The sequence below is a fragment of the Erwinia sp. MMLR14_017 genome (assembly GCF_033657285.1).
Classification (GTDB): Bacteria; Pseudomonadota; Gammaproteobacteria; order Enterobacterales; family Enterobacteriaceae; genus Erwinia.
Map to the genome: position 1 here is coordinate 98,208 of NZ_JAWVWP010000002.1, position 24,970 is coordinate 123,177.

The window sequence follows — 24,970 nt, forward strand, 5'->3', positions numbered from 1 at the left end:
AGTGATAACAATGAAAAAACTGACCACCTCGTTACTGGCGTTAAGCCTGCTCACCGCCGTACCAGCCTTCGCGGATACCGCTACCGTTCCGGCCGTCATTGCTAACCACGACGGCCCGGTTCGTGTGGCGGTGATCCGTAACCTCGGTTCGGATGACAACACCACCCAGTTTGTGGCGGGTGCGATTCAGGAAGGGCGCAAGCTCGGCTTTAAGGTCAGCACCTTTTTAAGCAACGGCGACGATGCCCGTTTTCAGGATTTTGTGAACCAGGCCATCAGCCAGAAATATGACGGCATCATCCTGTCGCACGGGAAAGATCCTTACTCCACGGCGCTGGTGAAGCGTATTGCTGACGCAGGCATCAAGGTTTCCGTGTTCGACACGCCGGTCAACCAGCCGGTGGAAGGAGTGACCGTCACCGCGCAGGATGATGCGTCTCTGGCGCAGCTCTCGCTGGATCAACTGATTAAAGATACCAACGGCAAGGCGAATATCGTCAAGCTGTGGGTTGCCGGCTTCCCGGCGATGGAGCGCCGTCAGGTGGTGTATGAGAAAGTGCTGAAGGCGAATCCGGGTCTTCATCAGCTGGAGTCAATCGGTGCGGTCTCTTCAGACGTTCAGGGCGACACGGCGAACAAGATTGGTGCCATCCTTGCCAAATATCCGAAAGGCAAAATTGACGCGATCTGGGGCTCATGGGATGCCTTTGCTCAGGGCGCCTATAAAGCGCTGCAGGAGAATGGCCGTACCGAAATTAAACTCTACAGCATCGATGTCTCTAACCAGGATCTTCAGCTGATGCACCAGGCTAACAGTCCCTGGAAGCAGACGGTAGCGGTAGACAGTAAGCTGATTGGCGCCACCAATATGCGTCTGATCGCCAATAAGATTGGTGGTGAAGCAACGCCTGCAACTTATCAATTCAAGGCGGCGGCTATTTCTCAGGCGCAACTTGCTGAGCAGTCTGGCGCAGTCAACGTTGCCAGCCTGAACAAAATCATTCCGGGTTGGGGAGAATCTGCCGACTTCGTGGCGCCGTGGTTCGCCACGTTGCAGGCTAAATACGCGAAAAAATAACCGATTATTTTGTTTATCCGCATCACCGTCAGCCAGCACTAAACAAGAGTGAAGTCAGTCGCGCTCACAGCATCATACTGAGCGCGACGAGACCACATCGGCAGTGACAAGAGACTGCCTGCAGATCAGGAACGAACGGATTCGGCTGTCTGGCTCACAATAAGTTCCAGCGCATTACGCAGCATATGCTGTTGCTCCGCATTATCCGCTGTTTCCAGCATTTCAATCAGTCGCAGGGTGATGGTCTTGTTAGTAACGTGACCACAGGTAGAGATCTGGTGGTGAATAATGCTGCCTGCTATCTGCTTTTCATCATGAAAAAGGCCGCTTTCCTGACCGGAGTAGCCGGAAAAGGCTTGTTTTGCCATCTGCTGCATAGGCTCCTTTCCTGGGTGACCAGGATTATAAGTCAGCATGGTAAGTAAGCCTGACAGGCGTGAACGCTTCACGGTTTATCAGTGTTTAGTCGCGTTAGCGGTAGGAAAGTGTGAAAAGAGTGGCAACACATTGCTCTCCTCATCTGGCTGACAGACGCAAAGCTTTGCACTATTACGCACGTTTTTTAGCGCGTTCAGACAAGCCTGTTGGTAAATAGCGCTCTCTTCACGTTCCGCCATTTTCTGCAGGGTAGCGATCAGTGCGCTAACGTTTATTGCGCTGCCTTCCTGTAGCAGATAGAGGACAGCGTCACCCAACATAATATCAGTGAGCTTTTCTTCTTCATCTGGAAACATGAATTCGGTCCATAACAAGCACCAGGCTCAGAGGAAACACCCTCGACCTGGCACAATTTCTTTTGTCTGAGACGGATTATTGTAGAGCTGTGCGCACTGAAATTGCAGGCTGGAGCACTATTATCTGAGGGTATTGCTCGCTTATCAGATGTCCCGTGCAAACAGCAGGCCTATCAACTGCTGATAGTGACGTTCTTCTTCCTGTCCGCTGGCATGTTCAAGACGAAACAAAAGACGACTACAAATCGCCTTACGGTTAAGGCTTTTTCCGGCACGGAGAATTTCAGTCACGATCTGGCCCAGCGTCTCCTGCTGGGTAGGCAGATGTATGGTGTTGAAATAATGCGCAATTTGCTCTTCTGTCTGCGGGACTAAATTATTCTGATGCATAATGGCCGCACTCCGGTGGTTGATTATTCTCCCTTTGATGCGGGGTAAGTTATACAAAAAATATTTTTTTGTACAGGAATGTCTCCGGATGGTTGACAGGTTTTTGTGCAATAAGTGCTAACTCTTACATATCAGCTAGTTATGAAACAGGCACCCGCATCCTGCTTCCGCCCCGACTTGTACAACCTGAAAGGTGTGATAAAGGCGAGTCAGGAACGCCCTTTTCAGGATTAAAAGGGTGGTAAACTGGCTATTCGTACAGCCGGGAGAATTTTTTGAAGATAACTGATGAACGGCAAAACGACCAGCGCGCCATTATTGGCGCGGCCGTAACGGCTCTGCTAAGAGCAGATCTGCCCCTTCACAGTGAAAATATCGTGACCATGTTGCAGTTAATGGGCGCAAGTGCCGGAAACCCGGCAGTGAAAGCCATATGCTGCTGGGCAAGGGATTATATTGTGAGAAGTACGTCGAACGAGTAATTCGGTAAACGTTAGCTTTTTTGGATTGCGCACAAAGAAAGAATCAGTGATGACACGCGTTAAGAAATAACGTTGGCGATTGCTGTGTGCTTGATGGAGAGGTCTGAGGATGCATCAGGGATGATGCCAGAGAAAGCGGCTCTGCAATCACAGAACCGCTGGAACAGGCGAAAACGCGGCGGGGTCAGAATGCTTTTTTTGCGAAGCCTGTCATCTCCTGCAGGCCCATCTCGCGGCCCAGCGCGGTCATTGGATGCACCACCACAATGCCACGGACGCTTTTCTTCAGCTCGCCCAGGTTGGCCTGCTCTTTTTTGGTGATCGCCCGGCTGAACGGCAACGCTTTCAGCTTCTGCGCCTCTTTGCTGAGCTTCTGCTCGCGCACGCCACGCAGGCGTTCCAGCTCTGCAATAATCTTGTCTTTCTCTTTCAGCAGTTCGCCGAGTTTTTCCGCGTCGCCAGACTCCAGCAGCGCTGGCTCTTTCCGCGTCAGCGCTTCCAGCTTATCGCTAAGGGTTCTGATTTCTTCCTGAACTGGTTCTTTCATTTTCATTGACCGTAATGTGATTCATTGCCGCAAGGATACACGAAAGCAGTAGCAAGAGGGAAAGGGGACGCGTTACTTTTTGAACGCCTGCTTGAGACTGATGCGGGAAATCAGCTCCGTCAGGGAGAGCACCAGCGTGGATCGCACCACCTGCTGATAACGCTGTTGCAGCATGGCGCGCAGTTCGGGATCGTCGCTGGAAAGATCTGGCAGGGGCGGGAAAGCCGCCACGCAATGCAGTTCACCGAAAGGACCAAGCAGCTCATCGTCGGTAAAACGGTAATCGGTGCCGTCGTCATTCAGCGCCTCGCGCAGCGCCATCAGGAGTTCCGCATCCTCATATTCATTGCGGCTTATTACGCCTAAACCGTAAATCAGCTTCAGCCTGACGGAAAGTTCGCCCAGCGGACCATCGCCAAGCAGCAGCGGTTCTACCGCATATTTCACCGCGTAGTCATCTTTGCGGAAAACCTGAATAACCAGCAGGTTTACCGCTTCAGCCAACAGCTCAACCGCCGCGATCAGAAAAGTTCTGACCGTTCGTCCGGCGTTCAGGCGTTCAAGCACCCGATTCTCAAAAGCCTGTGGTTTTTCCATGAGAGCCTGCATATCGTTCATCACCAGGCGGGACGCCGCCTTAAAGGGCACCGAGAGTGCCCTGTCCGTTCATCCGTTGAAACCGGCGCTAGGCCATAGCATCAAATGCTTTTACCACATCAGCGACTACGTCGCTCTCTTCTTCCAGGCCAGAGATCTGCGCCAGCGTAGCCTTAACGCCTTTGCTTTCCAGCAGCGCTACCAGCTCCTGCGCCTGCGGGTCCTGGCTGCTGCGATAGTGCATCGCTGCGGCAATCCCGGTCACCAGGTTAGCGTGCGGCAGACCATATTCCAGCGTGCCCAGCGTCGGTTTAATCAGGCGATCGCCCGCGCTCAGCTTGCGCAGCGGCTGGCGGCCTACGCGCTCAACGTCATCTTTCAGATAAGGGTTTTCAAAACGGCCAAGGATTTTCTGGATATAGGCGGCATGCTTGTCAGCATCAAAAGCGTAACGCTTGATCAGCACTGCGCCGCTCTCTTCCATCGCTCCCTGCACCACCGTGCGGACTTTCTCATCCAGAATGGCATCACGAATGGTCTGATGCCCGGCCAGCTGGCCCAGGTAGGCGGTGATGGCGTGGCCGGTATTCAGCGTGAACAGCTTACGCTCCACAAACGCCATCAGATTATCGGTCAGCTCCATGCCCGGAATAGCAGGCAGATCCCCTTTGAACTGGGTTTTATCGACGATCCACTCGCTGAAGGTTTCTACGGTCACTTCCAGCGGATCGGTGGTGCCCGCTTCTGACGGCGGTACAATGCGATCTACGGCGGAATCCACAAAGCCCACGTTGGCTTCTGCCCAGGCGTGGTACTGCTCTGGCAGCGCCTTCATCACGTGGCCTTTCAGCTGCGTGGTGCCGCGAACCATGTTCTCACAGGCAATAATGTTCAACGGGCGGCTATTACCGCTGTCGCTGCGTTTTATCAGCCCTTTGGCGATGCCAGCCGCGATGCGCTCCAGGATCTGCGGGCCTACCGCCGTGGTCAGGATATCCACTTCAGCAATCAGGGGAATGATGTCGTCACTGGCACTGTTAACCGCATTCACACCTTTAACAATCTCAACCTGCGCCTGCTCGCCAACCACATGCACCGGGTATTCGTGACGGGCATTCAGCGCATCCAGAACCACCTGGTTGACGTCGGCAAACGTCAGCTGGATACCGGCGTCAGCCAGTAATTTACCAATAAAACCGCGGCCAATATTTCCGGCGCCAAAATGTAATGCTTTCATAATTTTTCCCGTATCAATGATCAAGGGCCGGACAAACCCGACCCGAAAAAAGAGCCGGGCATGCCCGGCCCTGGGAGGTAATGCTTGAGTAGCGGAAGCTTAAACCGGCTTTTTACCGGCGAGCAGATCCAGCACTTCCTGAACGTTGGTGGTGGTGGTCAGCCGTGCAATCACGGACTCATCATCCAGCGCGTTGGTCAGGCTGGTAATCACCTGAATGTGCTCATTATTGCGGGCAGCGATACCGATGACCAGACGGGCAATATCGTCCTCATCTTCACCGAAGCGCACGCCGTCCGGATACTGGCAGAAGACGATGCCGGTGCGCAGCACGCGGTCTTTCGCTTCAATCGTCCCGTGCGGAACCGCAATGGATTCACCCAGATAAGTTGGCGTCAGTTTCTCACGATCCAGCATCGCCTGAACATATTCTGGCTCAACATAGCCGCCTTTAACTAACTGCTCACCAGCAAAGCGGATCGCCTGCTCTTTATCAGTTGCGTGGTTGCCAAGGAAGATGTTGCTGGCGCCCAGCTTGAACAGATGCTCCTGACTGTCGTCGTAACTGTCGCTCAGCGTGGCGGTGACTTTTTCACGGTGACCCGCTGTACGGTTCGCCTCTACCAGACGGCTGGTCAGGTCGGTATAGAGACCACTGTCGAGGAAGTTAGTCAGAGAAATATGCTGTGCGTGCGGTGCCTGACGAATGGCGCGCTCGGTCAGATCACGGTGAGTGATCACCAGATCCACATCGCCCGGCAGGTTATTGATGGCGGTATTGGTGACGGAAATCATGGTCAGACCGGCATCTTTCACCTTTTTACGCAGCACGCCTGCACCCATTGCGCTGGAACCCATACCGGCATCACAAGCTACGATGATTTTACGCACCAGGGTCAGGTCGCTGTGCATGCCATCGGCAGCGGTAGCCGCGGTAACGGTGCCCTGGCCTTTAGACTGCGCTTTCATCTCGCTAACGCGACGAGCGGCAGCTTCGATATCGTCATCTTCTTTCACCTTGCTGGTTTTCAGCAGGATGGCAGAGACCACGAAGGAGACCGCAAAGGCGGCGATAATGGCGGCGATATTGGCGAAGTAGGCGCCTTTTGGCGTCATGGCCAGCACGGCCAGGATAGAACCCGGCGAGGCTGGAGAAACCAGGCCGCCGTTCAGCAGCGTCAGCGTGAATACGCCTGTCATACCGCCCAGGATTACCGCAATAAGCAGGCGAGGGTTCATCAACACGTACGGGAAGTAAATTTCGTGAATACCGCCCAGGAAGTGGATGATGGCCGCGCCGCCCGCAGACTGCTTAGCATTACCGCGTCCAAAGAACATGTAAGCCATCAGCACGCCCATACCGGGACCCGGGTTGGCTTCAATCAGGAAGAAGATCGACTTACCGGCTTCGCTTGCCTGCTGAATACCCAGTGGCGAGAAGATACCGTGGTTGATAGCGTTGTTCAGGAACAGGATTTTCGCCGGTTCAACAAAGATGGAGGTCAGCGGCAGCAGGTTGTTCTGCACCATCAGGTTTACGCCAGCGGCGAGGATATGGGAAAGCCCCTCGACCAGCGGACCAATCGCCAGGAAAGCCAGGATCGCCAACAGCATGCCGATGATACCGGCAGAGAAGTTGTTGACCAGCATTTCGAAGCCGCTTTTGATTTTACCATCGACCACGCGGTCGAATTTCTTGATTGCCCAGCCGCCGAGCGGGCCAGCAATCATCGATCCGAGAAACATCGGCATATCCGCACCGACGATCACGCCCATGGTGGTGATAGCACCGACCACGCCACCGCGATCGCCGCCAACCAGACGACCACCGGTGAAGCCGATCAGCAACGGCAACAGGTAGGTGATCATCGGGCCAACCAGCTTGGCCAGGGTTTCATTTGGCAGCCAGCCGGTAGGAATAAACAGTGCGGTGATAATACCCCAGGCGATAAAGGCCCCGATATTTGGCATCACCATATTGCTCAGAAAGCGACCAAAGTTCTGCACTCTGATCTTGATATCTGATGAGGACATAAAAAAACACCCCTTATTGGTACGCGCTGACAATAAGAGAGCGCGTTGATTTTTGTTTAGGACATCTCGGCGGGGAGCCGCTGTATCACTGTGTATGCAGGCGGACTCTATCACGCGAATATGACGCTGCGTAGTCAGCAGGAAAAGTGTGATACATATCACTATGTTGGGTGGGCCTGAGGGGGTGTTTTAGTGATACAGATCACATATATAGCGTGTAAAAAAAAGACGCTGGCGGAATAATGCACAAAAGCGCCGGTTTTGTGTGATTTTTGTCACGAAAATGGGAGGTGGCTTTCTGTCATATGTGTGACGGAAGTCACAATAAATTTTGTGCTCAAAATGCGTGCGATCACACTTCTGTCTGGCCCCTGTTCAACAGATAGATGCTATGTAGGAAAATGACGTCTTTGTTCTGGTTCAACGTGAGGTTTTGTTCGGGCAGATGACGCTTTCTGCTTAACGGTTTCGTCAGGCATCCGGCTGGCGTTTAAGCAGCACGGTTGGCAGGCGGCTTTGATGGATAATGCCAATTACAGAGATCCCCTCCTTCACCTCTATAAAATAGATGTCGTGGCTCATATAAGGGAAACAGCGCACACCCGGCCAGAGTTCATCACTTTTATCTTCGCCAATAGCAGGATGGTCAGCCAGGCGCTTCATCGTCTGGCGCATATTGGACAGATACTCTTTTGCCATCACCCGGCTAAACTGCCCAATCGAATATTCCCTTATTTCAGCCAAATCGAGTTCGGCCTCTTCGGAGAGTGTTGCCCGGGCCATTACAGATCCTTCATCAGCTCATCAAATACGTCGTCAACATCGCGCACTTTGCCCGCTTCCACCTGAGCAATAGAACGGGCCAGCTTGCTACGCAGCTGCTCCATTTTCATCTGCTCAATCAACTGATAGTCATCAGCAGAAATGACCACAACCGACGGCTTACCGTTTTTAGTAATGCTCACCGGCTCACGCTGCGCCTTGTTGATTAATTCTCCGAACTGGGTTTTAGCCTGATTAGCGGTGAAACTCAGCATGGTGCTCTCCTTACATTGTGCGAACAGGTATAAATCGAACGATTCGCTGCAAGAATAGAATGCACGAGAAAAATGTGCCAGCTAAATTGCTTATGTCCAGCAGGGATAATAGCTTGAGAGGATAAGTGGACGTTGAAAGCATGGTTGGCAGACGGAAAAATGGCCTACCTTTCTCATCACAGGCGGAATATTCCCACCTGCGATGAGCTGTAATGGCTATCCTGACTTAGCCTGGCGGCTTACTGGAAACCGCCCTGCAGCGCGCTTTGCGCCTGACTCAGCGCCTGAGCGTTGGCAGAGAGATTCTGCATCAGCGTGTTGTACTGCGTTGCCTGCTGCTGGGTTGGGAACTCAATAGCGGGGCCGTTAAAGGTTACCTGGCTGCCCTGCGCCTGCAGGAAATCACCGGTCTGCACCGCATCCTGGCTCAGCGTCTGTAAGGCGGGCAGCAACGGCTGCAGCGAATTCGCTGGCTGCGTCACCACTTTGTTATAGACATTGTCATAGACGGTTTTCAGATCTTCGGGCTGTTTCAATGCGGCCTTGCTGCTGTCAGCCTGCGTTTTGGCAGCCTGAATTTGCTGGATCAGCACGCCCAGCGAACCGCTGGCCTGACGCAATGAGTCACGACGAGTCAGATAATCCTGTGGTGTACGAATAGCGGAAAGCTCATCCACTACCGGCTTCATGCCGGAGTCCACGGCGCGGTTAACCTGCTGAGAAAAACCGTAAAGAATGGCGTAATCGCTGACGTAATTACCCAATTTTTGTTTTTGATCTTCACTGAGGCTCGGCAAATGTTCGCCGCTGCGCATCACCGTGTTTTGCAGGAAATCGATAAAAGCTTTGCGCTGATCGGCTTCTTTATCACCGCAGCCGGTGAGCTGGAAAACCAGAAACAGTGCCACAAAGGGCACCAGCAGACGTGACCAGACGCGAGAAAGTCCTGTCGTCATGGGAAGTAACTCCTGTAATTGTAGGGCTTGCAAAGAAATGAGGGCGGCATGCGCCGCCTCTGAAGAATAGTCTAACTCGTGCGGGGAGGATACGGAAAACAGGGCCGGAAGGGTGAAGAAATTCACGTCTCCGGCAGCAGAGCTTAGAAAACCAGGGCCTGGCCATCTTTGCGGCTTTCCGTAGCGGCAATGTAGAAGCCTTGTGGGTCGCGAACAATCGCCTGCGCACCGCCAAAGTTATAGGTCTGTAGCGGATCTTCCACCACAATTTTATGTCCCATCGCGCGCAGGGCGGCTATCGTATTCAGCGCCATTGCCGGTTCCACGCTCACCTCGCGGCCTTCCACCACGCGCCAGCGCGGCGCATCAATTGCAGCCTGAGGATTCTGTTTCGCCAGCATAATACGCAGCGCCATTTGCAGATGCCCCTGCGCCTGCATCGGCCCGCCCATCACGCCAAAGGACATCAGCGGCTGACCTTCACCATCCAGCGCAAAGGCGGGGATAATGGTGTGGAAAGCGCGCTTGCTGGCCGCAACCACGTTTGGATGGTTCTCCTCCAGCACAAAGCCTGCGCCCCGGTTTTGCAGACTGATGCCGGTACCCGGTACCACCACCCCTGAACCAAAGCCCATATAGTTGGACTGAATAAATGAGACCATCATCCCGCTGGCGTCGGCGGTGGAGAGATAGACCGTGCCGCTCTGCTTAGGGGCACCAAAGGTAAAGTCACCGGCTCTGGTCGGGTCGATCAGCGCGGCGCGGGTTTTCAGATACTCATCGCTAAGCAGCAGCTCCGCCGGAAACTCCATATGATCTTCATCAGCTACGTAGCGCTCCAGATCCACCAGCGCCAGCTTCATCGCTTCGATGGAGAGATGCAGCCACTGCACGGAATCTGGCTCATAGCGGCCAATATCCCACTGCTCCAGGATACCCAGCGCCATCAGCGTGGCGATGCCCTGACCGTTCGGCGGCAGCTCCTGCACCGAGCCGCCTGCAAACGGACGCGACAGCATCTCTACCCAGTCAGCCTTGTGGGTTTTCAGATCCTCCAGCGTCAGCGCCGCGCCATGCTCTTTGGCGAAGGCGGCAATTTTTTCTGCCAGCTCGCCGTGATAGAACGCTTCACCGTTAGTGGCGGCGATTTTTTCCAGCGTGTCTGCCTGGTCAGGATTACGGAACAGTTCACCCACTTTAGGCGCACGGCCTTCCGGCGCAAAACAGGCGCTGAAACCTGGCTGGTCGCGCAGCTTGTTAAAGCCGCGTTCCCAGAGGTGACCAATCAGGGGGGAAACGGGAAAACCGTTGCGGGCATACTCAATGGCCGGTTGAGCCAGCGTGGTCATCGGCAGCGTGCCGAACCGCTCTGCCAGTTCGACCCAGGCAGAGACCGCACCCGGCACCGTCACCGCATCCCAGCCGATTTCCGGCATCGCGGCCAGATGAGCAAAGGTCTCCCGCGACCAGGCGGCAGGAGCACGGCCCGAAGCGTTCAGCGCATGCAGTTTTTCACCGTCCCAGATAATGGCGAAAGCGTCACTGCCGATGCCGTTGCCGGTGGGTTCCACCACCGTCAACGCCATCGCGGTGGCAATCGCTGCGTCAACCGCGTTGCCGCCCAGTTGCAGCATGCGGATCCCCGCCTGTGCAGCCAGCGGCTGTGATGCCGCCACCGCATTACGTCCCATCATGGGCGCGCGATAAGATGGGTATCCCACGTTAAAATCACTGATTCCACTCATAGCCGTTCCTTAATGATTAGTCGTTGCGCGGATCGAGTGCGTCGCGCAGTCCGTCGCCCAGCAGATTAAAGCCCTGCACGATAAGAAAAATGGCAAGGCCGGGGAAAACCGACATCCAGGGCGCCTGCTCCAGAAAGCCTTTGGCCGTATTCAGCATCGCGCCCCAGGAAGGAGCAGGCGGCTGTTGTCCCAGACCCAGGAAGGAGAGGCTGGCCTCGGTAATAATGGCGGAGGCGATAGCCAGCGTAGCCTGCACCAGAATGGGCGACATCACGTTAGGCAGCACGTAGCGCAGCACAATCCAGCGGTCAGGCAGGCCGATAGCGCGTGCACCGTCGATATACTCTTCATTGCGTATGGCAATCACCTGCCCCCGGATCAGGCGGGCAAAGATGGGCATGGCGGACAAGCCGATAGCGATCATTGCGTTGCCAAGACTGGGACCGAGAAAAGCGCCAAGGGCGATAGCAAGGATCAGGAAAGGGCAGGCCAGCAGGGCTTCGATAAAGCGGGATATCACGCCGTCCCATATTCCCTGCCAGTATCCGGCAATCAGCCCCAGCGGAACGCCAATCAGAATGGCGATCAGCACTGAGATACAGCCCGCCAGCAGCGAGCTACGGGCGCCCCAGATCAGGCGGGATAAGATATCGCGTCCCAGCTCATCGGTGCCGAGCCAGTAGAGGGCTGAAGGCGCTTTGCGCACCGCCAGAAAATTGGCTTTGATCGGGTCAAAGGGTGCCAGCCAGGGCGCCAGAAGAGCCACGACCACAAAGAAGAGCACAATCACCGCACCGATAACCGCGCTTTTATTGCCGAGAAACTTTTTCAGCACGCGGTTGGTGGGCTTGCGCAGCGCAGCAGCGTTGCCAGCGGCCAGAACTTCACTCATCGTCAGCCTCGCATCTTAGGATTGATCAGCACGTACAGGACGTCAGCCAGCAGGTTTAGCAGGAGGAAGCCGATAGCCACCACCAGCACCACGCCCTGCACCACGGCGTAATCACGGTTAAACACCGCATCGACAATCATTTTGCCGAAGCCCGGCAGGGTGAAGACCTGTTCCGTCAGCACCGCACCGCCCAGCAGCTCGCCAAACAGCAGAGTGGTCAGCGTAATCACCGGCACCAGCGCGTTACGGAAGGCGTGCTTAAGGATCACTTTTTTCGGCAGCAGACCTTTAGCCCTGGCTGTACGGATGTAGTCTGCTTTCAGCACTGCAATCATCGAGGCGCGCGTGTGGCGCATCAGCGTGGCGGCCAGGCCAGTGCCGAGCACCAGCGCTGGCAGCAGCAGCGTTTTGATGTTTTGCGAAACGCTTTCACTCAGCGACACGTAGCCGGAGGCCGGGAGCCACTGAAGATGGACGGAAAACAGCAGGATCAGCAGGATCCCCAGCCAGAAGTGCGGGATCGAGATCCCGGAAAGCGCGACAAAGTTGGTGGTGTGATCGATCCAGCTGTTTTTCCGGACGGCAGCGACAATCCCCATACTGATGCCCACCACCAGCGCTACTATCATCGCCAGCAGCGACAGCTCCAGCGTGACCGGAAGCTTGCTGGCGATAAGCGTAGTGACCGGCTCCTGTGTCCGCAGCGAGGTGCCGAGGTCGCCGCGCAGCGCGTTACCCAGCCACCAGAGATACTGCGTCGGCAGCGGATCGTTCAGGTGATACTGCTCCCTGAGCTGGGCTATCACCGCCGGATCGCGCTCTTCCCCCGCCATCGCCAGCACCGGGTCGCCCGGCAGCAGCTTCTGCAGCGAGAACACCATAATGCTCACCAGAAACAGCGTAGGAACAGCCAGCAGCAGGCGTTTACAGATCAATTCCAACATGGTCGCTCTCCGGCTCAGGGTGCCATTTTCACGCCAGCCAGGCGTACCAGCCCGTCCGGCCAGGCTTTAAAGCCCTGCACTTTTTTGTTCAGGCCAAAGATGCGCGGCTCAAAGTAGAGGTATGCAATCGGCATATCGGTTTGCAGCTGCTTCACTACTTTGTCATACAGCGCCTGGCGCGTGGCCTGATCGTTGGTCTGACGCGCTTCGGTTAGCCAGGCATCGACCTGAGGGTTGCTGTAACGCCCGTCATTCAGGGTGCCCTTGCTGTTGATAAACGAGAAGATGCTGCCGTCAGGATCGGGACGTCCCGACCAGCCAGAGAGGCTGAGCTGGAACTCGCCGCGCTGCTGACGATCCAGCAGGGAAGCAAATTCACTCATCTGCAGCTTCACGTTAAATCCGGCTTCGCTCACCATCGCCTGAATCACCTGACCAACCTGCTGTGAGGTAGGATTGTTGGTGACTAACAGGGTGACGTCGATGGGCGTTTTCACGCCAGCCGCTGCCAGCAGAGCTTTGGCCTTCTCCACGTCACGAGCCGCTACCGGCAGCTTGACGTGGTAAGGAGAGACCGGCGAGAGCGCCTGATTTGAAGGCGCGTATAACCCCTCGAACGCCACCTGATTCAGCGCATCGCGGTCGATAGCCAGCGAGAACGCTTCCCGCACGCGGGCATCTTTCACAAATGGGTTGTTCGGGTCGACTTTGCCGTTGGCGATGTTGAAGGTAATGCCCTGATAACCCAGACCAGTGACTTTGGCGAGGCTCAGTTTGCTGTCGGCCTCAACGGTTTTTACGTCGCTGGCGGCGATACCTTCGGTCAGGTCGAGATCGCCAGAACGCAGGTTTGCCAGGCGTACCGAGGCATCAGGAATGGGCAGGAAAACCACTTTATCGAAGTGATAAGCTGACTTGTTCCAGTAATTATCGAAGCGTTTCAGGATGATGCGATCCTGCTGCACGCGGCTTTCAAACTGATAAGGGCCGGAGCAGACCGGATGGGTGGCAAAATCGGGTTTCGCCGCCGCTTCAGGCGCCAGCATCGCGCCTGCGCGGTCAGTCAGCTGACTCAGCAGGGCGGCATCAGCATTTTTCAGGTGGAAGATCACCTGTGAAGGCGAAGCGACTTCAACCGACTCAATAGAGGAAATTTCACTTTTGCGCAGCGAACCGGGCAGCGTCAGGGCGCGTTCAATATTAAATTTCACTGCTTCAGCATCAAACTTCTCGCCATCCTGGAAGGTCACGCCCTGGCGGAGATTCATGGTCAGCGTTTTGCCATCCTCACTCCATTTCCAGTCTGTTGCCAGACCCGGGATCACCTTCAGGTGTTCATCCACATCGACCAGGCGGTCGCACATGGCTGCAAAGACAAAGCGGCCGTAATAAGTGCGCGCCAGATGCGGGTCGAGCATATCCGGGTCTGCACCCAGGCCTATGCGCAGCGTGCTTTCAGCCTGTGCCTGCAGGCTGCCGATCAACATCAGGCCGCCCAGGGCGGTCAACAACGTGTGGCGTACTTTCATCGCGTCACTTCTCCAGAGGGGGTTATTGCATGTTGTTTTACCGCCTGTTCAAACAGCGCACGGCGCTGCAGAAAAGCGGAAGAGGGGGGAGCAATAGTTATCACGCTGCGGTCGCGGTTTAGTTCCTGCCAGCGATGACAGGCCACCTGACGGCCGCCTGGTAAAATCTGGTTGATGGGTTCGATGCGGCGGCACTCCTCCTTGACGTGCGGGCAGCGGGTATGAAAACGGCAGCCGGAAGGGGGCGAGGCGGGATCGGGCAGATCGCCCTGCAGCATCGGGATCTGGCGCGCTGCGCCAGGCTGCATCTGCGGAGCAGAGGCGATCAGCGCCTGGGTATAGGGGTGCAGCGGAGCATCAAAAATCTCCTCCACGGTAGCCAGTTCCACAATCTGCCCGAGGTACATCACCGCCACGCGGTCGCTCATATGGCGAATTACCGCCAGGCCGTGCGCCACGATAATCATCGTCAGCCCAAACTGCTGTTTCAGGCTCTCCAGCAGGTTCACCACCTGCGCCTGCACTGAGACATCCAGCGCGGAAACCGGCTCATCGCCCAGCAGCAGTTTTGGCCCTGACGCCAGCGCACGGGCGATGCCGATACGCTGGCGCTGTCCGCCCGAAAATTCATGGGGATAGCGGCGGGACCAGGCCGCAGGCAGCCCGACGGTTTGCAGCAGATCGGCCACTTTTTCCTGACGTTGCCGCCCGGTAAGCCTTTCATGCAGCCAGATCGGCTCGCCAACGATGCTCTCCACGTTCATCCTGGGATTCAGTGAGGCGAACGGGTCCTGAAAGATAATTTGCAGTTCCCGGCGCAGCTGATTGAGCCGGACGCCGCTGGCTTTGGTGATCTCTTCGCCCTGATAGAAAACGGCTCCCTGAGAAGGCGAAAGCAGGCGCAACAGCAGACGGCCCAGCGTGGATTTTCCGGAACCCGACTCGCCCACGATCGCCAGCGTTTCGCCTGGCATCACCTGTAACGAAATACGGTCAACGGCGGTAACCTGCAGATTGCGTTTAAACAGGCGGTTTGGTCCGGCAAAGGTTTTGCTCAGGTCGGTACATTCCAGAATCGGGGTGCTCATGCAATTTCTCCCAACGCGATATGCTGTTCCAGCGGGGCACGAAAACAGGCCACCTGATGATGATCGCCAAAGGCTTTCAACGCAGGTTTATGCTGATGGCAGCGGGTTTCGGCAAAGGGGCAGCGGGTGGCAAAGCGGCAACCGGCAGGCATCTGCTCTGGCAGCGGTACGGTACCGGGAATGGTGGCAAGGGTGGCGCTGCGCGCGCCCAGACTGGGGATCGATCCCATCAGGCCGATGGTGTAAGGGTGCTGCGGATCGTTAAAAATCTCCGCCACATCGCCAGTTTCCACCACCTGACCGGCGTACATTACCGCCACGCGCTGCGCCACTTCCGCCACCACGCCCAGGTCGTGGGTGATCATCAGGACGGCGGTGCCGGTCTCCGCTTTCAGGGTATTCAGCAACGAAAGAATTTGTGCCTGGATGGTCACGTCAAGCGCGGTTGTCGGCTCATCGGCGATAAGTAATTTCGGTTGGTTGATCAGCGCCATCGCAATCATTACGCGCTGACGCATGCCGCCGGAGAGCTGGTGGGGATACGCTTTCAGCCGCATTTCAGGCGCCGGGATCTGCACCTTTTCAAGAATTTGCAGCGCCGCCTGCATCGCTTCACGACGACTGACATCGCGATGGCGCATCACCGCCTCACTAAGCTGATCGCCCAGCGTAAAGGCGGGATTCAGCGAGGTCATCGGCTCCTGAAAAATCATTGCCAGTTCGTTGCCACGGATATCGGCATAGTCACGAGGGCTGAGCCTCAACAGATCCTTTTCCAGGAACGCTATTTCGCCCTGCTTCACCTGAGCGCTGGCGGGCAGCAGCCCCATCAGGGCCAGCGAGGTAATGCTTTTTCCACAGCCAGATTCGCCCACCAGCGCCAGCGTTTCTCCGGCCGCGACCTGCAGGGAAATATTGTCCAGTACGCTGACTGGCGATCCGGCAAACTGCACGTTCAGCTGGCTCAGAACCAGCACCGGGTGAGAGTGTTCAGCGGTCATGGATGCTCCTCTTCGCCGCAGCTGATAGCTTCAATCAGGGCCTGCTGTAGCACCAGCAGGTGTTCTCGCATGGCTGCTGCTGCCTCAAGGGGCTGGCGGGCGGCAATGTGTTGCACCAGGCGTTGGTGATGATCGTCATAATTGTTCAGCCGCTCCTGGGTCCTGGCCAGCACCCGCAGATGTTGCCAGCTCGGTTCACGCCGTACGGCATCAACGGCATCAAATAGCCCCAGCATCAGGCGGTTTCCGGCGGCTTCGGCAATAGCGCGATGGAAGGCGCTGTCCCACAGCTCGTGCTGATCGCCATCATCCAGGGAGATACTTTGCATGCGCTCCAGCAGGCGCTTTAGCAGGGCGATCTGTTCATTGCTGGCGCGCAGAGCGGCCAGACGCGCCAGCCCCGGCTCCAGCTGAATGCGCGCTTCCATCACTTCCAGCAGATTTGACCGCTGCGGAAGGTCCTGCAAAACCAGAGGCTGTACCGGCGCGGCTGGGCCTACAAAGGTGCCCTTGCCCTGTTTACGCCAGATCCGGCCCTCTTCTTCCAGCACGTCCAGCGCCCGACGGATTTCCCGACGGCCAACGATAAACCGCTCCGCCAGCTCACGTTCGGTTGGCAGAGGCAGCTCCGGCTGTAGCTCCTGCTGCTGGATCAGCTGGCGCAGCTTTTCCAGCGCGGAGCTGGAGTTGATGGCAGTTTCTGACGTGTCACCCATAATTGGTTCGCTTATTTATTCATCGTTTAAGGGAGCGCTTTCATTAACAGGCCTTGCCAGCGTGCGGGCAAGGCGTGATGACCTGTTTATTACAGTAGGCAAGAACTGAACCAATATTTAATTGGTTCGGTATTTTGTGAGCAGGGTCTCGCTAATTACTTGAATTATCGGTGGTTTAAAAGAAAGAGGGCAATGGGGGAGCGCGAGTGTGCAGAAAGCGACTCTGCTCATATTTGGTGCAAAGGATCATTCTGAGTGCACAGGTGTGATACGCCGGTAAAGCAGAGAGCAGACCCTTTTTAGCGATAATATTGCCATCGCCCCGGCTGAACCGATGAGTCGTTAACTGATTTTTTGCCTGGCAAAGACACTCGGAAATTTCTGAAAAAAACGCGGGTAAAAGTAAGCAGATTATAAAATTTGTACAGATAAAAATAATTGAAGTGACGCGTGTAAGCGGTACCAATCGCGCCCTGTCTCGATTGCCTGAAAAGCAGGCGCCGGTGGGGAAAAAGTTACTCTTGTTAAAGCTGGACCTGGATGAAAAGCAAGTGTGAAAAATAGTCAAAAAATATGACGCAAATCGCATGATTTGATCTAATACTTAGAACCTGGCGTTTCCCTGCGCTGTCTCTCTGAGCACTCTCTCTGAGCAACCCAGCGGCTGTTGTCGCCAATATTCTGAACCTGAGACTCAGGTTCTTACCCTCTGGCCGTTCACATTTGTGATTTTTATGAGGAGAGCCTTATGGAGTTGAAAGATCCGATGGGCGAATTGTTGTCGAGTCTGGAACATATTGTATTAACGCGTGAAGTTATCCAAGCCGCTCCTGCATTAAAGGGTGAAGTGACTGTGCCCGAACCAAAACGCATCAGGGAAATTACCGGCATGGAAATTGATGAGTTTGCCCTGGCATTGGGCGTCAGCGTTTCTTCGGTGAAAAGTTGGGAAGCCAAGCGCACGAAACCTTCGCGCAGTGCTCAGAAACTGATGCAGTTAATACAATTTAATCCTTGCCTCAGCAGACAGCTGCTGGGGTAGTAAAGAAAAACCCGCCCTCTGGCGGGTTTTGTGTTTCTGGCTGCCGAACAGAGAGCTTTTCACTACATTCCCTTCGCTTCTTCTTCCGCCAGCTTATGTCGTTGATAGCGCGCCAGGGTCTGTAATACACCCTGAGCAATACGCTCTCCTGCTTCAGGTTGCAGAGATCATAAAGGGTATCATCACGTTCAATCAGCTTGTCCAGTTCAGCAATGGTGGCGTCATCAAGCCTCTCCATCAGAACGCCCCAGCCGCTGCCTTTCATCAGAAAGAACCCGGCTCACCTGCTCCTGAAGCGTGGTATAACCGGGCCGGATAATTTTATGTTCGTTGAGCCAGATAATCAGCTCCGTGGCAACAAAGCCGGGGTTATATCCCGGTGAACAATGCTGGCAGCCTGCTGTTCAAGCTGTGAGGTCAGTGAAGATAACTACGGCCGGTAACCGTACAGTGCGCAGATTTTTTCACGCTGAGCATACCGTTCGTGCTTAGTGAGAGACAGATCCGGAAATGACTCACCCTGAAAATAACGACTCAGGGCAAAGTTGCTGTCGTCCTTAACATCATTCCATCCGAATCGGAAAAACAGGTGTTTGGCTTTAAAGTAAGCGATCTGAAGGATGCAATAAATTTGAGCATGAAGCTTCTGACGACTACAGGCCAGCGCCAGTTCAGATTCATCCAGCGCCAGGAACTCCAGCCGCTGTCCATAATCGAAATCAGGAAGACCATACAGTGCCTCCTGCCCGGCACTATTTAAAACCGCCAGTCGTTCACTTTTGCCTGTCACTTTGCCACGCGTTGTCATCCTGACCCCGATTAATCATCTCCGTTAGAGGATCGTTCAACGGACAGTGAAAATAAAATTTTGCATCTCAGTAAAAATCACTGCTGACGTTGTCTCATATAATTGGTACGGTATCAATTTCTTTCATGGCCCCTCAAACGTACACTTTTATGACTGAAATACGGATTGGCTATGCCCGATGTTCAACTGACCGCCAGGATCTGGCCGCACAACAGGAAGCCTTCATCAGCCTTGGCGTTTCCCCGGATCGGATTTATACCGATAGGGGGCTGACCGGCTCAAATCGCCAGGGCAAAAGGGAAACTAAGGGGGAAACAGCCAAAGCTTTCAGATAAACAGCAAAAAGAGCTTTGTAGGATGCATGGAAGTGGTGAGTATTCAATCAGTGATTTGGCTGAATTATTTTCCGTTTCCCGACTAACTGTTTACCGGACGCTTTCCCGAGGGAAATAATGAAAAAATGGATTTAATGAAAATTAGCATGGAGCGATTATGTACAACAACAATGAAGTCATCAGTTACCTACAAGCTAACAGGATTCTCGCATTAAAGCTCGATTATGCAGTTTCTGCTGTTGCTCAGCAGGTTACAAATCAAGTTGAAACCTTAGGAAAGGGCGCTACCCGCCTGCTGTATTACACGTCCTGTTTTACCGATGAATATAATGATGTTTGCCAGCAGCAAAAGACGGAGGATCTGCGCTTCAGGAATGCTGTTGTTCGCATTATTCAGCATGGTGACGTTGTCTATGAAATGCTTCGGGTCTACTTTGAAGAAATATTAAAATACAAATCTAATGCCCAATTAGAGTATATTAAAAAAGCGCTTATGGCCGTGAATGTTCATATCGCGGCCAGCACCCTTACAGGTGCGGGGTACGCTTTGGCGGGCGCTACCAGCGTCCGTATTGGATTGAATCTAAGTATGCAACTCAGTGCCCTTACGGGACGTGCAGCGGGTACGGCTGCGGGGGTTGTGGCCACGTATGGTCTGGTTCAGAAAGCGGCGGATAGTGCTCGTCGTTTATACGTCCAATATCCAGCTTATTACTCTGCACTTTACATGCAACAACTGGAAATGATGTATTTCCTGATTGAACTATTATTTGAGCGCGCGGGCGCACTTGAAGCACAATGGTCGTCTGATTCCGGTATAGCAAATATCATCAACCGGATGATCAGATAACCATGTTTAGATCACTAAAGAAATTTCTACTGTGGCAGCTCAGGTTTTTATCATCGCTGTACGGAACTGTAATTCTTACGATTATTTTCGCATTGCTCCAGGGATATTTTTTCCCTGATAGCCCTGTCTGGCCTATAGGCGTATTCGCCATAGTTATGATTGTTATTTTCACGCGTTACTGTAAATGGTGACAGCGTTAATATAACAGTTATTTAAATCATCAATGATAAGGAAATCATATGTCTACTCCCGCTCATTTATGGCTTGAAGATGAAAACGGCTCGCCGATTGTTGCAGTTGTTTAATGCCCCTGCGGTTGGGTTCCATCGAATTAAAACCATTTTCGCATGGTGTAACCATTCCAGTAGATCCCAGTTGGGGCAAACTTACAGGAACGCGCATTCATAGCCCGATCACGATAGTGAAAGAATTTGATCAGACAATACCACTCCTGTACCGCGCTGTCTGCGAAGCGCCATATCTGGCTCCTGACGGTATGAGTAGCACTCACCTTGAAACGCTCGAATTGCGTTATAAGGCGATCACCTGGAAGTATACGGAAGGAAATATCATCTATCGTGATTCATGGAACGATCGTTGCTGTGCCTGATAACTAAGGGCATCAGAGGAGGCAAATACCTTCTCTGGCACTAACGAGGAGAGAAAATGGTCGACTTAACTGCAGAACAACGACAGCTGGCGAAGATAGTTCATGATTATGCCTGTTGGTTTCCTCTGACAGAAAATGGTGATGCTCAGTTATTGCAGGGCTGTTATGACTATATGGATGCCTTTAAACGGGTGATGGACAGCGCTTCAAAAGTCCAGATGGACTACATTTGCCTGCAATACCCTGGATATTTTCGCTTTGCAAAATGGATGGAAAGGCTGGCTTAGGGCATTGCTGATGGAGTCATTAAGGTGCCGAAAGATCACTAAAAGCAACGGACCGGAAATTTCGGCGGTTCCAGCGTAGAACCCCTATAGAAGTAATATATAGCCCGGACACCAGCGCGCAGGTGTGATCGGTCTGGGCCATATGGCGGTGAAACTGGCGAGCGTGCCGGGAGTGGAAGTGCTGCTGTTTCTTTCAGTTGCTGATTGCCGGGGCGAAGGCTTTCACCCCGGCAACGGCTCTTACTGCAACAGCGAAATATCCGCTACCTGCAGGAACAGCTCACGCAGTTTAGCCAGCAGCGTCAGGCGGTTGATCCGCACTTCGCGCTCTTCGGCGTTCACCATCACCTTCTCGAAGAAGTTATCCACCGCACTACGCAGCTGGGCCAGCTCAATCAGTGCGTCCTGATAGCGGCCTTCCGCGAAGTAAGGCTGAAGTTTGCTGCTCAGCGCGGAAACGTAGGTCGCCAGCTGGATCTCTTCATTCTCTTTCAGCAGGGACGCCTGCACGCTGTCGTTCAGCGGCTCGGTAGCCTTAGCCAGAATATTAGAGACACGCTTGTTTGCGGCAGCCAGAGTGGCAGCCTCTTCCAGCGAGCGGAAGTGCGACACGGCTTTCATACGCGCGTTGAAGTCTGCCGGACGGGTTGGACGACGCGCCAGCACCGCCTGAATGGTATCAACGCTGTGACCCTCTTCCTGATACCAGGTACGGAAACGCCCCAGCATAAAGTCGATCACCTCATCCACCACTTTAGCGTTGCTCAGCTTGCTGCCATAGAGGCGCACCGCTTCTTCGGTCAGCGTTTGCAGATCCAGCGGCAGGTTTTTCTCGACGATGATACGCAAAGCGCCCAGGGCGGCGCGGCGCAGCGCGAACGGGTCCTTGTCGCCTTTTGGATGCTGTCCAATGCCGAAAATGCCGACCAGCGTATCCATCTTATCGGCGATAGCCAGCGCACAGGCCACCGGATTAGAGGGCAGATCGTCACCGGCAAAGCGCGGCTGATACTGTTCGTTCAGCGCAACGGCAACGTCTTCCGCCTCGCCGTCGTGGCGGGCATAGTGCATGCCCATCACGCCCTGGGTGTCGGTGAATTCGAACACCATGTTGGTCATCAGGTCGCACTTGGAGAGCAGGCCAGCGCGCGTGGCGTGGTTAACGTCCGCGCCAGTTTGCCCGGCAATCCAGCCCGCCAGCGCCTGAATACGGTCGGTTTTATCACGCAGCGTGCCCAGCTCTTTCTGGAACAGCACAGTTTCGAGGCGCGGCAGGTTATCTTCCAGACGCTTTTTGCGATCTGAGTTAAAGAAGAACTCAGCATCAGCCAGACGTGGACGAACCACTTTCTCGTTACCGGAAATAATCTGCTGCGGATCTTTTGACTCGATGTTGGTGACAAAAATGAAGTTCGGTAGCAACTTGCCCGCCGGGTCATAGACCGGGAAATATTTCTGGTCGCCCTTCATGGTGTAGACCAGCGCTTCCGCCGGTACCGCCAGGAATTTCTCTTCAAATTTCGCCGTCAGCACCACCGGCCACTCCACCAGCGAGGTGACCTCTTCCAGCAGGCTGTCGCTGAGGTCGGCAACGCCGCCGATTTCGCGCGCTGCCGCTTCGGCATCCGCTTTGATCTGCGCTTTACGCGCTTCGTAGTCAGCCTGCACCTTGCCACGTTCCAGCAGGATCTGTGGATACTGGTCGGCGCTATCAAGGCTGATCTCCGCTTCGCCCATAAAGCGATGACCACGGATGGTACGGCCAGAAGTGACGCCCAGGATAGTGGCGTCCAGGCTCTCTTCACCCAGCAGCAGCGTCAGCGTATGCACCGGACGCACAAACTGCACGTCGGAATCGCCCCAGCGCATCAGTTTTGGGATCGGCAGCTTAGAGAGGGCGGTGCTGACCATTGCCGGCAGCAGCGATTGTGCGCTTTCACCTTTCATCTGCGCACGGTAGAGCAGCCATTCGCCTTTGTCGGTACTCAGGCGTTCAGCCTGATCGACGGTGATACCGCAACCGCGTGCCCAGCCTTCGGCAGCTTTGGTCGCCACGCCTTTAGCGTCAAACGCAGCGGCAATCGCCGGGCCGCGTTTTTCAACTTCGCGGTCGGGCTGGGCGGCGCTCAGGGCAGCCACTTTCAGCGCCAGACGGCGGGGAGAAGCAAACCAGCTCACTTCGCCGTGCGTCAGGCCTGCGGCATCCAGTTCGGCAGTAAAGCTGGCAGCAAAAGATTCAGCTAAATTACGCAGTGCTTTTGGTGGCAGCTCTTCAGTGCCAAGCTCCACCAGAAAAGTTTTCTCAGTCATGGCGGCCTCTTATTTCTTGTTATTGCACATCGGGAAGCCCAGCGCCTCACGCGACGCATAGTAGGCTTCAGCCACGGCTTTGGTCAGGGTGCGAATGCGCAGAATATAGCGCTGACGCTCGGTTACGGAGATCGCTTTACGCGCATCCAGCAGGTTAAACGTGTGGCCCGCTTTCAGAATGCGTTCGTAGGCTGGCAGCGGCAGAGGTGTTTCCAGCGCCAGCAGGCTTTGCGCCTCTTTCTCATACTGCTCGAAGCAGGAGAAAAGAAAGTCGACGTCGGCGTGTTCGAAGTTATAGGTGGACTGCTCCACTTCATTCTGATGGAACACGTCGCCATAGGTCGTTTTACCCAGCGCGCCATTGCTCCAGATCAGGTCGTAGACGCTGTCCACGCCCTGGATATACATTGCCAGACGCTCCAGGCCATAGGTGATTTCGCCGGTAACCGGCTTACACTCCAGGCCGCCAACTTGCTGGAAGTAGGTAAACTGCGTCACTTCCATGCCGTTCAGCCACACTTCCCAGCCCAGACCCCAGGCACCCAGCGTTGGGTTTTCCCAGTTGTCTTCTACAAAGCGGATATCATGAATGGTCGGGTCCAGCCCCAGCGCCTTCAGGGAGCCGAGGTAGAGCTCCTGAATATTCTCAGGCGAGGGCTTAATCGCCACCTGGAACTGATAGTAGTGCTGCAGGCGGTTAGGGTTCTCGCCATAGCGGCCATCGGTAGGGCGGCGTGACGGCTGCACATAGGCAACTGCCATCGGCTCTGGCCCTATGGCACGCAGGCAGGTCATAGGGTGAGAAGTCCCTGCACCCACTTCCATGTCCAGTGGTTGCACGATGGTGCAGCCCAGGCTGCCCCAGTAATCCTGTAAGGTCAGGATCAGTCCCTGAAAGGTTTTAGTATCAAACTTTTGCATGTTGGGTCCGCACGCGAGACAAGTGGTAATAAAAAGTGGCCGTCAGTATACCCTTTGACCGGCAGATAGTCAGCCCGCAGTCGCTGACAATGGAGGGAACGGGGAAAGCCCGTTGCGTCATAATCTTAACTTCCTCCCTTTATTCTCTCTCCTGACGGCATTAAACCCCTGCCATCACAAAATCGTATAGATTCCGCGCAACCCTTTTTTTTGTGCAGTTTAACAACAGAGCTATGTTTTTTAACTATATGATTATTAATAATATTTTATCTCTCACTGATGATGGTGATCGTTCGCTGCTGCGCTGCCAGAAAAGCAAAACTGACCATCTGGTGAAAATTCGCGCATTGACTTTCGTCTGATCGTATACGAATTTGAGCTCACTAACTCTTCGGTGAGAGACCTCAATGAAAAAGGCTATTGCGTACCCTGGAATGAAAGCGGAAGACCGGCCGATGGGACCTGCGCCCCTCTCCGCTGCGGTGCTGCATGAACCAATGCTGTTTATCTCAGGCCAGGTAGCGATTGATCCTTACACCGCCGCTATCGTCGGCAATGATATTCAGGCACAGACCCGCCAGGTACTGAAAAACGTGGGCGATCTGCTCAGTGAAGCGGGTATGACTTTTGACAACGTCGTGCGCGTAACGATTTTTCTGACCGACCTGTCGCTCTTCTCGCAGCTGAACGAGGTTTACGCCGACTACTTTTCCTTCCCATTCCCGGCTCGTGCCACCGTCGGTATCCAGCTCAACCATCCCGATCTGCTGGTTGAGATGGAAGTCACGGCGATGCGCTGA

25 protein-coding genes and 3 pseudogenes are annotated in these 24,970 nt (G+C 54.6%); 8 read left to right on the forward strand and 20 right to left on the reverse strand.

Annotation, left to right across the window (positions count from 1 at the left end; all coding sequences use genetic code 11):
• Positions 1 to 10 precede the first annotated feature (10 nt).
• Positions 11 to 1,078, forward strand: a complete 1,068-nt coding sequence (locus tag SD961_RS03480; protein ID WP_318789012.1) for a sugar ABC transporter substrate-binding protein — start codon at positions 11 to 13, stop codon at positions 1,076 to 1,078.
• A gap of 125 nt (positions 1,079 to 1,203) precedes the next feature.
• Here the strand turns inward: SD961_RS03480 and SD961_RS03485 are convergent, their stop codons facing one another.
• The 3 genes from SD961_RS03485 to ycgZ form a co-directional block, all read right to left on the reverse strand.
• Positions 1,204 to 1,446 carry a biofilm development regulator YmgB/AriR family protein gene (locus SD961_RS03485; RefSeq protein ID WP_318789013.1) on the reverse strand — a complete coding sequence of 81 codons (243 nt, stop codon included), beginning with the start codon at positions 1,444 to 1,446 and terminating at the stop codon, positions 1,204 to 1,206.
• Positions 1,447 to 1,533: 87 nt separating this feature from the next.
• Positions 1,534 to 1,812 (reverse strand): hypothetical protein, encoded by a 279-nt coding sequence (locus SD961_RS03490; RefSeq protein ID WP_318789014.1) that lies wholly within the window; start codon positions 1,810 to 1,812, stop codon positions 1,534 to 1,536.
• 144 nt (positions 1,813 to 1,956) lie between these two features.
• Positions 1,957 to 2,202: a regulatory protein YcgZ gene (gene ycgZ, locus SD961_RS03495; RefSeq protein ID WP_318789015.1), complete on the reverse strand. Its 246-nt coding sequence runs from the start codon at positions 2,200 to 2,202 to the stop codon at positions 1,957 to 1,959.
• Positions 2,203 to 2,477: 275 nt separating this feature from the next.
• Here ycgZ and SD961_RS03500 point away from each other — a divergent pair, with 275 nt between their 5' ends.
• Positions 2,478 to 2,684, forward strand: coding sequence for a hypothetical protein (locus SD961_RS03500; RefSeq protein WP_318789016.1), 207 nt, complete (start codon positions 2,478 to 2,480; stop codon positions 2,682 to 2,684).
• A 184-nt stretch (positions 2,685 to 2,868) separates the two neighbouring features.
• Here SD961_RS03500 and SD961_RS03505 read toward each other — a convergent pair whose 3' ends face one another.
• From SD961_RS03505 to SD961_RS03570, 14 genes are all read right to left on the reverse strand, one after another.
• Positions 2,869 to 3,231: a YibL family ribosome-associated protein gene (locus SD961_RS03505; protein WP_318789017.1), complete on the reverse strand. Its 363-nt coding sequence runs from the start codon at positions 3,229 to 3,231 to the stop codon at positions 2,869 to 2,871.
• Positions 3,232 to 3,303: 72 nt separating this feature from the next.
• Positions 3,304 to 3,849 carry a mannitol operon repressor MtlR gene (gene mtlR, locus SD961_RS03510; RefSeq protein WP_412916653.1) on the reverse strand — a complete coding sequence of 182 codons (546 nt, stop codon included), beginning with the start codon at positions 3,847 to 3,849 and terminating at the stop codon, positions 3,304 to 3,306.
• A gap of 67 nt (positions 3,850 to 3,916) precedes the next feature.
• Positions 3,917 to 5,065 (reverse strand): mannitol-1-phosphate 5-dehydrogenase, encoded by a 1,149-nt coding sequence (gene mtlD / locus SD961_RS03515; RefSeq protein ID WP_318789019.1) that lies wholly within the window; start codon positions 5,063 to 5,065, stop codon positions 3,917 to 3,919.
• A 99-nt stretch (positions 5,066 to 5,164) separates the two neighbouring features.
• On the reverse strand, positions 5,165 to 7,099 hold the full coding sequence (locus tag SD961_RS03520) for a PTS mannitol transporter subunit IICBA (RefSeq protein WP_318789020.1): 1,935 nt from the start codon (positions 7,097 to 7,099) through the stop codon (positions 5,165 to 5,167).
• Between the two features lie 471 nt (positions 7,100 to 7,570).
• Positions 7,571 to 7,882, reverse strand: a complete 312-nt coding sequence (locus tag SD961_RS03525) for a type II toxin-antitoxin system RelE/ParE family toxin (RefSeq protein ID WP_318789021.1) — start codon at positions 7,880 to 7,882, stop codon at positions 7,571 to 7,573.
• Positions 7,882 to 8,136, reverse strand: coding sequence for a type II toxin-antitoxin system Phd/YefM family antitoxin (locus tag SD961_RS03530; RefSeq protein WP_306209341.1), 255 nt, complete (start codon positions 8,134 to 8,136; stop codon positions 7,882 to 7,884). The genes SD961_RS03525 and SD961_RS03530 overlap by 1 nt, the downstream gene beginning before the upstream one ends.
• 239 nt (positions 8,137 to 8,375) lie before the next feature.
• Entirely contained in the window at positions 8,376 to 9,092 is a 717-nt protein-coding gene (locus SD961_RS03535) for a DUF3053 domain-containing protein (protein ID WP_318789022.1), read from the reverse strand.
• A 143-nt stretch (positions 9,093 to 9,235) separates the two neighbouring features.
• Positions 9,236 to 10,837 (reverse strand): gamma-glutamyltransferase family protein, encoded by a 1,602-nt coding sequence (locus tag SD961_RS03540; RefSeq protein ID WP_318789023.1) that lies wholly within the window; start codon positions 10,835 to 10,837, stop codon positions 9,236 to 9,238.
• A gap of 16 nt (positions 10,838 to 10,853) precedes the next feature.
• Positions 10,854 to 11,729 (reverse strand): ABC transporter permease, encoded by an 876-nt coding sequence (locus SD961_RS03545; protein WP_318789024.1) that lies wholly within the window; start codon positions 11,727 to 11,729, stop codon positions 10,854 to 10,856.
• A 2-nt stretch (positions 11,730 to 11,731) separates the two neighbouring features.
• Entirely contained in the window at positions 11,732 to 12,673 is a 942-nt protein-coding gene (locus tag SD961_RS03550; protein WP_318789025.1) for an ABC transporter permease, read from the reverse strand.
• 14 nt (positions 12,674 to 12,687) lie between these two features.
• A complete protein-coding gene (locus SD961_RS03555) occupies positions 12,688 to 14,202 on the reverse strand; it encodes an ABC transporter substrate-binding protein (protein ID WP_318789026.1) in 1,515 nt (504 codons plus the stop codon).
• The gene (locus SD961_RS03560; protein WP_318789027.1) at positions 14,199 to 15,290 is read right to left on the reverse strand and encodes an oligopeptide/dipeptide ABC transporter ATP-binding protein; all 1,092 of its coding nucleotides are present in this window, start codon (positions 15,288 to 15,290) and stop codon (positions 14,199 to 14,201) included. The genes SD961_RS03555 and SD961_RS03560 overlap by 4 nt, the downstream gene beginning before the upstream one ends.
• Entirely contained in the window at positions 15,287 to 16,291 is a 1,005-nt protein-coding gene (locus tag SD961_RS03565) for an ABC transporter ATP-binding protein (RefSeq protein WP_318789028.1), read from the reverse strand. The genes SD961_RS03560 and SD961_RS03565 overlap by 4 nt, the downstream gene beginning before the upstream one ends.
• Entirely contained in the window at positions 16,288 to 17,007 is a 720-nt protein-coding gene (locus tag SD961_RS03570; protein ID WP_318789029.1) for a FadR/GntR family transcriptional regulator, read from the reverse strand. The genes SD961_RS03565 and SD961_RS03570 overlap by 4 nt, the downstream gene beginning before the upstream one ends.
• A gap of 748 nt (positions 17,008 to 17,755) precedes the next feature.
• On the opposite strand from SD961_RS03570, the gene SD961_RS03575 reads away from it, so the two are divergent.
• On the forward strand, positions 17,756 to 18,049 hold the full coding sequence (locus tag SD961_RS03575) for an HTH-type transcriptional regulator (protein WP_318789030.1): 294 nt from the start codon (positions 17,756 to 17,758) through the stop codon (positions 18,047 to 18,049).
• A 142-nt stretch (positions 18,050 to 18,191) separates the two neighbouring features.
• Here the strand turns inward: SD961_RS03575 and SD961_RS03580 are convergent.
• A pseudogene (locus SD961_RS03580) lies at positions 18,192 to 18,839 on the reverse strand (DUF4158 domain-containing protein); the annotation flags it as partial.
• A 167-nt stretch (positions 18,840 to 19,006) separates the two neighbouring features.
• Here SD961_RS03580 and SD961_RS03585 point away from each other — a divergent pair.
• The 4 genes and pseudogenes from SD961_RS03585 (at position 19,007) to SD961_RS03600 (ending at position 20,939) form a co-directional block, all read left to right on the forward strand.
• Positions 19,007 to 19,310: pseudogene (locus SD961_RS03585) on the forward strand (recombinase family protein).
• A gap of 39 nt (positions 19,311 to 19,349) precedes the next feature.
• Positions 19,350 to 20,042: a hypothetical protein gene (locus SD961_RS03590; RefSeq protein ID WP_318789031.1), complete on the forward strand. Its 693-nt coding sequence runs from the start codon at positions 19,350 to 19,352 to the stop codon at positions 20,040 to 20,042.
• A gap of 239 nt (positions 20,043 to 20,281) precedes the next feature.
• Positions 20,282 to 20,652, forward strand: a pseudogene (locus SD961_RS03595) (Hcp family type VI secretion system effector).
• Between the two features lie 56 nt (positions 20,653 to 20,708).
• Positions 20,709 to 20,939 (forward strand): arylsulfatase regulator, encoded by a 231-nt coding sequence (locus SD961_RS03600; protein ID WP_318789032.1) that lies wholly within the window; start codon positions 20,709 to 20,711, stop codon positions 20,937 to 20,939.
• Between the two features lie 240 nt (positions 20,940 to 21,179).
• On the opposite strand, the gene glyS is transcribed toward SD961_RS03600, so the two are convergent.
• Together glyS and glyQ are read right to left on the reverse strand one after the other, a co-directional pair.
• Positions 21,180 to 23,249: a glycine--tRNA ligase subunit beta gene (glyS, locus tag SD961_RS03605; RefSeq protein ID WP_318789033.1), complete on the reverse strand. Its 2,070-nt coding sequence runs from the start codon at positions 23,247 to 23,249 to the stop codon at positions 21,180 to 21,182.
• Between the two features lie 9 nt (positions 23,250 to 23,258).
• Positions 23,259 to 24,170 (reverse strand): glycine--tRNA ligase subunit alpha, encoded by a 912-nt coding sequence (glyQ, locus tag SD961_RS03610; protein ID WP_318789034.1) that lies wholly within the window; start codon positions 24,168 to 24,170, stop codon positions 23,259 to 23,261.
• A gap of 407 nt (positions 24,171 to 24,577) precedes the next feature.
• Between glyQ and SD961_RS03615 the strand changes: the two genes are divergently transcribed.
• Positions 24,578 to 24,970, forward strand: coding sequence for a Rid family detoxifying hydrolase (locus SD961_RS03615; protein WP_318789035.1), 393 nt, complete (start codon positions 24,578 to 24,580; stop codon positions 24,968 to 24,970).